The 11,112-nt window shown below is 44.3% G+C and carries 10 protein-coding genes; 7 read left to right on the top strand and 3 right to left on the bottom strand.

The features are described from left to right. The 3 genes from PHP90_RS12465 to recO all read right to left on the bottom strand — a co-directional run. A partial coding sequence (locus PHP90_RS12465; protein ID WP_299930494.1) for a helicase HerA-like domain-containing protein occupies positions 1–1,247 on the bottom strand: 1,247 nt, incomplete at its 3' end. 9 nt (positions 1,248–1,256) lie between these two features. Continuing rightward, on the bottom strand, positions 1,257–1,502 hold the full coding sequence (locus tag PHP90_RS12460) for a hypothetical protein (RefSeq protein WP_299930491.1): 246 nt from the start codon (positions 1,500–1,502) through the stop codon (positions 1,257–1,259). Between the two features lie 55 nt (positions 1,503–1,557). Further along, a complete protein-coding gene (recO, locus tag PHP90_RS12455; RefSeq protein ID WP_299930488.1) occupies positions 1,558–2,175 on the bottom strand; it encodes a recombination protein RecO in 618 nt (205 codons plus the stop codon). A gap of 183 nt (positions 2,176–2,358) precedes the next feature. On the opposite strand from recO, the gene gltB reads away from it, so the two are divergent. From gltB to dksA, 7 genes are all read left to right on the top strand, one after another. Beyond that, positions 2,359–6,792 carry a glutamate synthase large subunit gene (gene gltB / locus PHP90_RS12450; RefSeq protein ID WP_299930485.1) on the top strand — a complete coding sequence of 1,478 codons (4,434 nt, stop codon included), beginning with the start codon at positions 2,359–2,361 and terminating at the stop codon, positions 6,790–6,792. Positions 6,793–6,797: 5 nt separating this feature from the next. Then, positions 6,798–8,180, top strand: a complete 1,383-nt coding sequence (locus PHP90_RS12445) for a glutamate synthase subunit beta (protein WP_299930481.1) — start codon at positions 6,798–6,800, stop codon at positions 8,178–8,180. Further along, a complete protein-coding gene (locus PHP90_RS12440) occupies positions 8,180–8,908 on the top strand; it encodes an inositol monophosphatase family protein (protein ID WP_299930478.1) in 729 nt (242 codons plus the stop codon). Before PHP90_RS12445 ends, PHP90_RS12440 begins: the two co-directional genes overlap by 1 nt. Continuing rightward, positions 8,905–9,747, top strand: coding sequence for an acetyl-CoA carboxylase, carboxyltransferase subunit beta (gene accD, locus PHP90_RS12435; RefSeq protein ID WP_299930475.1), 843 nt, complete (start codon positions 8,905–8,907; stop codon positions 9,745–9,747). Before PHP90_RS12440 ends, accD begins: the two co-directional genes overlap by 4 nt. Next, on the top strand, positions 9,747–10,304 hold the full coding sequence (locus tag PHP90_RS12430; protein ID WP_299930472.1) for a thiamine phosphate synthase: 558 nt from the start codon (positions 9,747–9,749) through the stop codon (positions 10,302–10,304). The genes accD and PHP90_RS12430 overlap by 1 nt, the downstream gene beginning before the upstream one ends. Beyond that, positions 10,301–10,759 (top strand): 23S rRNA (pseudouridine(1915)-N(3))-methyltransferase RlmH, encoded by a 459-nt coding sequence (locus PHP90_RS12425; RefSeq protein ID WP_299930469.1) that lies wholly within the window; start codon positions 10,301–10,303, stop codon positions 10,757–10,759. Before PHP90_RS12430 ends, PHP90_RS12425 begins: the two co-directional genes overlap by 4 nt. Positions 10,760–10,768: 9 nt before the next feature. Then, on the top strand, positions 10,769–11,112 hold a 344-nt coding region (gene dksA, locus PHP90_RS12420), incomplete at its 3' end, for an RNA polymerase-binding protein DksA (protein WP_299930466.1).

Here is an 11,112-nt window from a genome sequence, read left to right as displayed (position 1 = left end):
TACGCTGATTCGGAATCGATGGTCTGATCGTAGGTGTCTCCTACGATCGATGTCTTCATTAGAGTACGTCGAAGTTCGGGAGTTATTGGCCCGATATGCGAAAATGGCGGTATGATAAGGGCACGCTGAGTGACAGAGGGGGTCCCTTTGGCATCCAGCAGGGATACTAACGCTTCACCGACTCCCAGCTCCATTAATGCCGTTTTCTCATCCAAGGATTCATTATCACGCATTGTTTCCGCAGCCGCACGAACGGCCTGCTGATCTTTCGGGGTAAAAGCGCGGAGGGCATGGGCTATCCGATTACCTAGTTGTGCCGCTATTTTTTCGGGAATATCATTCGGATGTTGGGTAATGAAATAGATGCCGACACCTTTAGAACGGATGAGACGGACGACTTGTTCTATTTTTTCGATCAAAACATTGGGAGCATCGGTAAAAAGTAGATGGGCTTCATCGAAAAAGAAGAGGAGTTTTGGGACACTGTTGTCTCCGGCTTCGGGTAGGGTTTCGAACAATTCTGAAAGCATCCACAATAGCAATGAAGCATAGAGTTTCGGGGTATTCATCAGTTTTGTTGCATCGAGAAGATTCACAACCCCTTTGCCGTCAACACTTTGGATAAGATCGTGAATATTAAGCATCGGTTCACCGAAGAGCATTTCTGCCCCTTGGGATTCGAGTGTAAGAAGGGCACGTTGGATGGCCCCGATAGAGGCGCTGGAAACATTGCCGTAGCTGAGACTGAGTTCTTTAGCACGCTCTCCGACATTTTGGATCATGGCGCGCAGATCTTTAAGATCCAGCAATGCGAGTCCCTCGTCATCCGCTACTTTAAAAGCGAGGGTTAAAACACCGCTTTGGGTTTCGTTCAGTCCGAGTAAACGTGACAGCAACAAGGGACCCATATCACTGATCGTCGCCCGTATAGGATGACCGTTCTCACCCCAAACATCCCAAAAGGTAACCGGACATTTGTCATACAGTGCATCCAAGCCCATAGCACTTAATCGCTCAGTCACTTTTGCATTGTTACCGCCGACATCGGCAATACCGCTGAGATCACCTTTAATATCACTCACTACACAGGGGACACCGATTGATGAAAAATTCTCGATCAGCTTTTGTAACGTAATGGTTTTTCCGGTTCCGGTAGCTCCGGTAATAAGACCGTGGCGATTTGCCATAGAGGGTAAAAGGGTTAAAAATTCATCAGCGGATTTGGCAATAGCTTGGGGAGTGGACATGGGTCTCCTTTATCTTTTGGAATTACGTTGTGCTTCAATCAGACGACGGTTTTGCATCATAATGGATTCGATTTCCTGAGCATTTTTATTCGGATACTGTTGTTCCTGATGCTGGGTATGCTTTGCATGAACTTCATTATAGAACTCTTCGAGAGTCGCAGGTTTGATTTTTTTATGGGTGTATTTATATAGAGACGTTTTTGGCGCCGGGGTGTATTTTGACAAAGCAGCCTCTCTAATTTTATGGATGCGCATAGTTTTCCCGTTTTGTATGTATTTTCTGTTGAAAACTTATAAGCAAAATATGTACCTATAACCCTTCATTGACGACGTACCATAAACGATCAATTTCCTGATCACTCAGGAAAAGGGTTGAAGCGTTTGTATACAACCATTCTAACCCTTTAGTATTAATGGAAAGAGTATGGGAACAGTTTTTATGAGCCGGTAAAAAAGCACGTATCAACGAGATGTCGTCTTCGATAGGCAGATCACAAAAAAAGCAGTTCAGCTCTTTATGCAAGCGTCCCTCATACTCCAAAAGGCGGACATAGGATTCGATAGCGACTCGTTTCGGATTTTGATCTTTCCAGCGGATCGAGGCATCGTTTAAGAGTGCAAAATAGAAATCCCCGATCGATTCGGAATCTTTTAGATGGGGATAAAAGAGAGAAATAAATTGCTGCCATAAACGAATCCGCTCATATTGTCCCATCCACGGAAACCCCAGATGGATCACATCCCGTAATCGCCCTATGGATGATTTTATCGAATGCTCTGCCTCGAAGTCGATTTTAAACCCCATATTGATAGGACTGTGCCGTGCACCGTAGAAGCGATAAAGGGTCTGTAAGTTTTCCTCCGCTATGATAGTAACAATCATATCTTCTTCGCGTGCTCGAGTAAGTTTGATAATGAATCCCTGCATGCTTTTGGTTCTACTCTACACGTTTTTTCTTAGATGTTCAAAAATTATCCATTATTTTAACCTTTTTTAACCTTGTTATCGTTAAAATAAGAAAATTTCATCTCCCCTTTAAACTACTTATGTTTAAAAAGAGATTAAAAAATAACAATTTGCCGAATTTTCTGGTGAAAGGTGACGATTAGAGTGGAATACCAAGACCTATTACGATCATTTAAAGATAACTGCGGATTTGGATTGATTGCAAATATCAAAAACCGTCCTTCGCATGAAAATTTAGAAAACGCTATTACGGCGTTAGAGAGAATGATGCACCGAGGGGCAGTTGCGGCTGACGGAAAAACAGGAGACGGAAGCGGATTGCTGTTGTCTCTTCCCCATGAGTTTATGCGTTCAACTGCTGCAGATGCAGGAGTCGAACTACCTGAAATGTATGCCGTCGCTGTTGTCTTTACACGCGATGCATCTGCATTGGAACATTTTGAAAAAATTTGTACGGATAATGATTTAAAAGTTGTTTTAGATCGTTTAGTGCCGGTTGATACCAACGCGCTCGGTGAACAGGCTCTTGCTTCTTTACCGGAAATTCATCATATTTTCATTACCCCTAATTCGCTTATGGCAACGAAACGTTTTGATGCATTATTGTATTTGAGCCGTAAAGAGATTGAGCACGCCTTAGTCAGTGACAGCGATTTTTATATCGCATCGATGTCGGCACGGGTTATTTCGTATAAAGGGCTTATTATGCCCACCCATATTAAAGAATTTTATACCGATTTACAAAACGAAAATTTTAAAATCTCTTTTGCACTTTTCCACCAACGTTTCTCGACCAATACCCTCCCTAAATGGCGTTTGGCGCAGCCGTTCCGTGCCGTTGCTCACAACGGAGAGATTAACTCGGTCGAAGCAAACCGCTTTAATGTCGCGGTAAAATCCGAATCGATCAAAAGTGAAGTGTTTACGGATGAGGAGATTGCACGCCTTCTTCCGATTCTTCAACCCGGCGGATCGGACAGTGCCAGTGCTGATAACTTTTTTGAGTTTTTGATCATTAACGGTATGGATTTCTTTAAAGCGGCGCGTGCGGTTATTCCCGCTCCGTGGCAAAATGCTCCCCATATGGATCCGCAATTACGTGCATTTTATGAGTACCATTCAACCGTTTTTGAAGCATGGGACGGTCCAGCGGCATTTTCATTGACCGACGGACGTTATATTGGATGTGTTCTTGATCGTAACGGTCTGCGCCCGTCTAAATATATTATTACAAACGATGACACACTCCTCATTGCGAGTGAGTATGGAGTAATCGATATTCCTGAAGATCAGATCAAAGAGCGCGGACGTTTGCAATCGGGTCAAATGATCGGATTGGATTTGAAATTTGGGAAAGTGCTCAAAGACGAAGATATTAACCAATATTTAAAATCCTCTAATCCGTATATGAAATGGTTGAATGATCATATGATCTATCTCCAAGAACATGTAGATGAACAATACATTACACGCTGTGATTATGACCCTACGAATTTGGTAGAACGTCAGCGCTTTTTCAATATTACCCAAGAAGTTGTTGAACAGGTGATTGAACCTATGATGCGCGACGGCAAAGAAGCGGTCGGATCAATGGGAGATGATACCCCGTTGGCAGCATTTAGTACGGTGCAACGCCATTTCTCCGATTATTTCAAACAACGTTTCGCACAGGTAACCAATCCGCCGATCGACCCGATTCGTGAAAAAGTGGTTATGAGTTTGAATACCGGATTCGGTGAGACCCACAATATTTTAGATGAAATTCCATCCCATGCAAATCGTCTCAAAGCGATTTCTCCGATCATTATACGGGAAAAACTGGAAGTCCTAAAATCCTTCGGAGATAAAAAATCACCGAGATATCAATCTTTTTATACCAATCAGGAATTTTCAACCGCTTATGCAGGCTCATTAAAATCTGCGCTTGAGGCATTGGTTGAAAAAGTTGTAAACGCAGTTCGTAAAGAGGGCGTCCGAATCGTTATTCTCGACGACAGTGGTTTTGACAAAGAGCACAAAGTAATCCCGATGGCGATGGCAGTCGGACGCATCAGCCGTGCTTTGTTGGATGCGCGTATTCGCCATTTGGCATCCATTGTTGCATGTACGAGCGAAGTGATCGATTCTCATGGGGCAGCAACATTGATCGCATACGGTGCGAGTGCTGTCTACCCGAGTCTTTTGTTCGCTACGGTAGCCGCACGTGCAGAACGCAGTGTCACTGATGTGAGTTGTTCTGAAGCTTTTAAATCGGTTCATCATGCACTCAATGCAGGACTTTTGAAAATTATGTCTAAAATGGGGATCGCAACCATCGCGTCATACCGTAACTCAGGACTTTTCGATGTTATCGGATTGAGCAAAGAGATCGTACATGAGTGTTTCGGAGAGTCCCATGCGATGATTCCGGGTCTTACTTATGACGATATCGATGCACGCTTGGAACGCAACCACAAAGAGGCGTTTGCAGTGGGCGGATTTAACCGTATTTTCCCATTAAAAATCGGCGGATTCTATAAGTTTTACAATGGTCAAGAGCATCATGACTTTAATCCGGATGTTATCCATGCGATCCACCGTGTTTCTAAAACCGGTAAGCGTGAAGATTTCGATAAACTCAGTGCATTGGTAAACGGCCGCGGCCAAAAATTCATCCGTGATTTCTTTGAGTTCAAATCCGATCGACCGAGCATCGATATTTCCGAAGTCGAACCGAAAGAGGCTATTTTCAAACGTTTTGCCTCTGCGGCAATGTCTTTGGGATCGATTTCTCCGGAAGCACATGAGTGTGTTGCCGTCGCTATGAATACCATCGGTGCACAAAGCAACTCGGGTGAGGGGGGAGAAGATGCAGCACGTTTCGGAACCCTCAAAAACTCTAAAATCAAACAGGTTGCTTCGGGACGTTTCGGGGTAACTCCGGCATATTTGCGTTCGGCTGAAGAGATTCAGATCAAAGTAGCCCAAGGGGCTAAACCGGGTGAGGGCGGACAGCTTCCGGGTCATAAAGTCAGCGGTCTTATTGCACGTCTTCGTTATACGATGCCGGGTGTGACACTGATATCACCTCCGCCGCACCATGACATCTATTCAATCGAAGATTTGGCACAGCTGATTTTTGATATGAAACAGGTCAATCCGAATGCGAAAGTAGCGGTTAAACTTGTTTCATCGGCCGGTGTAGGTACGATTGCAGCGGGTGTTGCGAAAGCCTATGCCGATAAAATCATCATCTCCGGCGGTGACGGCGGAACCGGTGCGGCTCCGCTTACTTCGATCAAATTTGCGGGTAATCCGTGGGAACTCGGTCTTTCTGAAGCCCATAACGCATTGAAAGTAAACAATCTTCGAGGATTGGTTCATGTCCAAACGGATGGCGGACTTAAAACCGGTCAGGATATCGTAAAAGCGGCATTGTTGGGTGCAGAGAGCTATGCATTCGGTACGGGCGCATTGACCATCATCGGTTGTAAAATGCTCCGCATCTGTCATGTCAACAAATGTTCTGTCGGTATTGCAACCCAAAACGAAAAATTGCGCGGCGAATTCTTTAACGGTACTGTTGAACAACTTATCAACTATTTCACCTATTTGGCGGAAGATGTTCGTAAGATCATGGCACAATTGGGCTATAAAACGATGGAAGAGATGATCGGACGAAGCGATTTACTCAAAGTTATCGATACCGAATTTGCGAAAAAATTCGATTTCAGTTCCGTATTGCATCGTGAAGAGGGATTCAATACCTGCCAAACGCCATCGAATGAGCCGTTTGACTTAAATGAATTCGAACAAGATGTCCTCGCTGAAGCGATGAATGCGATTAAAAACCCTGAGCGTCCGGTTAAAATCGTTCGTGATATCTGTAACCTGAACCGTAGTTTCGGTGCCCGTATCAGCGGTGAAATTGCGCAATATTACGGTGATGCAGGACTTAAAGAGAATACGATCAAAATCAATCTTAAAGGGATTGCAGGACAGGCGCTTGGTGCATTCTTGATCAACGGTGTCTCTATCCGTTTAGAAGGTGTCGCGAACGACTATATCGGAAAAGGGATGCACGGCGGTAAAATCGTGATCCGTTCACACAACCAAGGTGAACGTTTCAGCGCCGGCGGTAATACCTGTCTGTATGGTGCGACGGGCGGTAAACTCTTTATTTCCGGCTCGGTAGGTGAACGTTTTGCGGTACGTAACTCGGGTGCGTTAGCGATCGTTGAGGGGACAGGTGACAACGCGTGTGAATACATGACCGGTGGTGTTGCCGTTATCCTCGGTAAAACCGGAATTAACTTCGGTGCAGGGATGACCGGCGGTTTTGCGTTTGTATACGATCAAGATCACAGTTTTGTTGAAAATGTGAATCGAGAATTGATCGATGCTGTCCGTATCGATACCGATGACGGGGATGAGGCTCGTCACTATCTCAAACGTCTCTTAAAAGAGTACGTAGCCGAAACAGAGAGTGAGATGGCACAAGATCTACTCAAAAATTTCCGTGTAGAAATCCGAAACTTCTGGCTCGTTCGCCCGAAAAACTTAACCAAATTGCCACTCAATCCGGATAAAGGGGACTAATTAGTATGAGAGAATTTTTAACGATTGAGCGTATCGACCCCACGAAACGCCTTGTATTGCAGCGTCTAAAAGATTTTAGCGAGATTTATGAGCCGATGGGTTCAAGCGATGCCTCTTCACAAAGTGATCGTTGTATCCAATGCGGTGATCCGTTTTGTCTGAACAAATGTCCTTTGCACAATTACATTCCTCAATGGCTCAAAGCCGTAGCGGAAAAAGATTTGAAATTTGCATTTAATCTTTCCAATGAACCTTCGCCTTTTCCTGAAGTAATGGGGCGCGTATGCCCGCATGATCGTTTGTGTGAAGGCGATTGTACCCTTAACGACGGACATGGTGCGATTACGATCGGTTCTGTGGAAACTTTTATCAATGAAGAAGGCTTTAAACAAGGATTTAAACCGTATTTCCCTGGGGTTACAACCGATAAAAAAGTTGCGATCATCGGTTCGGGTCCTGCGAGTCTCTCATGTGCGACGTATCTGCTTCGTTCCGGTATCGCAGTGACAATGTACGAGCGTAGTGATCGTGCAGGCGGATTGCTCACGTATGGTATCCCTAATTTTAAACTGGATAAAAAAATTGTTGAGCGTCGTGTCAACTTGCTCCTTGAAGCGGGATTGAAACTGGAATTGAGCTGCGAAGTGGGCAAAGATATTGAATTCGACGCGATTGCGGATAAGCATGATGCCGTATTTATCGGTATCGGTGCGACAAAAGCCAAAGGGGCTAAAATTGCAGGTGAAAATGCATCGAATGTGTATATGTCGATGGAGTATCTAACCGCTATTCAGCGTAAAAACTTCGGACTAAGTTATGACAAGAAATTTGACTTCAAAGATCTTGACGTCGTTGTTGTCGGAGGCGGGGATACGGCTATGGACTGTGTCCGTACGGCAAAACGCGAAGGGGCAAAAAACGTTACCTGTCTTTACCGACGCGATGCGCATAATATGCCCGGTTCGGTCAAAGAGTATAAAAATGCAATCGAGGAGGGGGTAGACTTTGTGTTCCACGCCTCCCCTAAAGAGGTTATTTTAAATGATGGCGGCAAAGCCGTTGGAATCCATATGGCAAAAACGGTTCTCGGTGCAAAAGACGAATCCGGACGTCAAAAAATGGAAGAGGTCAAAGGCGGGGATTTTAATGTCAATGCCGATGTTATTATTATGGCTCTCGGTTTTGACCCTGCCGTTCCTCCGTTCTTGGCGGAAAACGGTATCTCTGTGAACAACTGGGGCGGTATTTTGGTTAATGAAAAATTTGAGACGACAACTCCGGGAATTTATGCCGGAGGTGATTGCCATCGAGGTGCCGATCTCGTCGTTACTGCGGCATACGATGGACGTGAAGCGGCACGAGCCATTGTAAAATCACTGTTGGGCTGATGGCAGATTTTATCCACGCTGCCATCTCAGCGTGTCTTGAAGTAGATGCTCTTGTTAAGAAAGAGAACGATACTCTATTTACTCTTCATGATCAAGGATTCGGAGGCGACATCAGTAATGGTGTTGATTTGTACGCCGAAGCCATCTGTTTCAACTATCTCTCACCATTCGGATCCGTATTTTCGGAAGAGAGCGGCTGGATGTCTAGCGAATCGGCCATTAATATTATGCTCGATCCGATAGACGGCAGTGATAACTTCGTTTCAAAATTCCCGTATTACGGCATTTCGATAGCTCGTGTCATTAATGGCAAAACAACAGAAGCTCTTGTCTGTAATCTCTCTAACGGCGATATATTTGTCCGTACTTCAAACGAGTATTTCAGGACAACGCTGAAAAACCCCGCCCAAAAAGATGAAGTTATTACGAATCTTTATACGAAAATCGGTTTGTTTGAGAAAGCTCTTGAACACCCGGAATTGATTAAAAAGTTAATGCTTCATAAGCTAAAATTTCGATCCCCCGGTGCATTGGCCCTCTCATTGGCATATGCCCCTTATGTGAAATATGTGCTATTTTTAGGTACAATGCGACCTTACGATATCCAAGCCGGACTCTATCTAAGTGAACACCTTCATGTATTCCAAGACGATAGATATATCCTCATATGTGCGGATAAAGAGATTTTTGAGCAGATACGTTTGATTGTAGAAAAGGAGTATTTTTGAGTCTATTTAACCTGTTCGGGGACTCCGAAAAGAAAAAACAACCCACCAAAAGTGAGGCTCCGTCTCACTGGGTAAAATGCCCCTCTTGTCAGTCATTGATGTACTACAAAGAGATTGAAAAACAAAATCATGTGTGCCCTAAATGCGGGTTTCACCTCCGTATCGGTGTCAAAGAGCGTTTGGCACTCATCACGGATGAGGGAAGTTTTGTCGAGTTTGACGGAAATCTCCGTCCTACCGATCCGTTGAATTTTGTGGATAAAAAAAGTTATGCGGCGAGAATAGAAGAGGGGTATGCCAAAAACGGTACCTATTCATCTGTTGTAAGCGGTGAATGTACGATTAACTCAGTTCCGGCACAATTGGTTGTGTTTGACTTCAATTTTATGGGCGGATCGCTCGGTTCGGTTGAAGGAGAGAAAATCGTTCGTGCCGTGAACCGTGCAATAGAAAAACGGATGGGACTTATTATCGTCAGTGCCAGTGGCGGTGCCCGTATGCAAGAGAGTACATTCTCCCTTATGCAAATGTCCAAAACATCAGCCGCATTGGCTAAATTAGCGCAGGCCAAGCTCCCGTATATCTCGCTTTTGACTGACCCGACGATGGGTGGAGTCAGTGCATCGTTTGCAACGCTTGGAGATATTATCATTGCTGAGCCGGGTGCATTGGTCGGATTTGCAGGGCAGCGGGTTATTAAACAAACCATCGGCTCCGACCTTCCTGAAGGGTTTCAGCGTGCTGAATTTCTTCTCGAAAAGGGTTCTATCGATATGATAGTTGCCCGTAGTGAACTCAAAGAGACATTGAGCGATATGCTCAAATTTCTCCTTCCCTAATGCGACTTTATGCCCTTTGTGACGCCGAGACATTGAGAGAAAGAGGGGTCGATCTCCTCTCTTTTGCCGGTCGTGCGAAAACACTCGGTGCTGAAGTGCTCCAATACCGTAACAAATTCGCCGATATTGCCATTGTTAAAGCAGATTTGATTACTCTGCGAAAAGTATGGGAAGGTTTTTTAATCATTAACGATCATTATGAACTGGCCTCTTTTTGTGACGGTGTCCACATTGGTCAGGAAGATTTATATGCGATTGACTCTGATCCCGTGCGAGCGATTAATATTTTAAAAATGGCGATCGGTGAGGATAAGCTTATCGGTCTTTCAACCCACAATGCGCAGGAAATTACAATCGCCAATTCTCTGGATATCAATTACATCGGATTGGGTGCATATCGAGCCACATCAACAAAATCGGATGCAAAAGTATTGGGGGAAAAATTGGATGAACTTTCTTCCCTCTCTAACCATCCGGTAGCGGCTATAGGCGGAGTGAAGCTTGATGATACTTTTAAGTATGTTACGTATCATGTCATAGGGAGCGGATTGTTATGAACATCTCTATTGTAACAATTGCTAAAAAAGAGCGTTCTTTATACGACCCTCTGTATCAGGAACAGATGAAAATGATTTCCCGTTTTGCCAAGGTGGATGACGTTGAATTGTTCCCGAAAGAGATAATAAAAGCGCACACTATCAGTTCGGAAGCATCACAAGCGGCGTATTCGAAACTCTTATCACCGATGTTGGGTAAAAACTACTCGATTGCGTTGCATCCTGATGGGAAAAAAATGGATAGTTTTGCATTTAGTAAGCTTATAAGTGATAAAATTTCGTTGCAATTTTTTATAGGTGGTGCATACGGCTTTGAAAAAAGCTTTGTAGACCAATGTGATACGGCAATCAGTTTATCAGAGATGACAATGAGCCATAAGATCGCAAAAGCGGTGCTGTTAGAGCAAATATACCGCGCCTATTCACTGTTAGCAAACCATCCGTACCACAAATGAGGAGCATCGATGAGAGACCATGAGTTGCAGTATTTCGAGGAGATATTGCTGACGCGAAAAGCTCAAATTATTAAAAATATCACCGGCGTTGAGAGTGAAATGAAACAGTTGCGTGAAATGGAACTCAACGACGAAGGTGACTATGCATCTGCGAGTAACGACAACTTGGTTGAAAATGCTATCGGCTCACAACAAATGCACGAGCTGAGTGAGATTGAAACTGCGCTCTTTAAAATCAAGTCAAAAGTATACGGAATTTGCGAAATGTGTGAAGACGATATCGGTTTTCAACGTTTAAAAGTGAAACCGCATGCAAAGTATTGTATTGTATGCCGTCCGATCGTTGAAAAAAA

Source organism: Sulfuricurvum sp., assembly GCF_028712165.1.
Classification (GTDB): domain Bacteria; phylum Campylobacterota; class Campylobacteria; order Campylobacterales; family Sulfurimonadaceae; genus Sulfuricurvum.
This window is presented reverse-complemented; position numbering and strand designations above follow the sequence as displayed.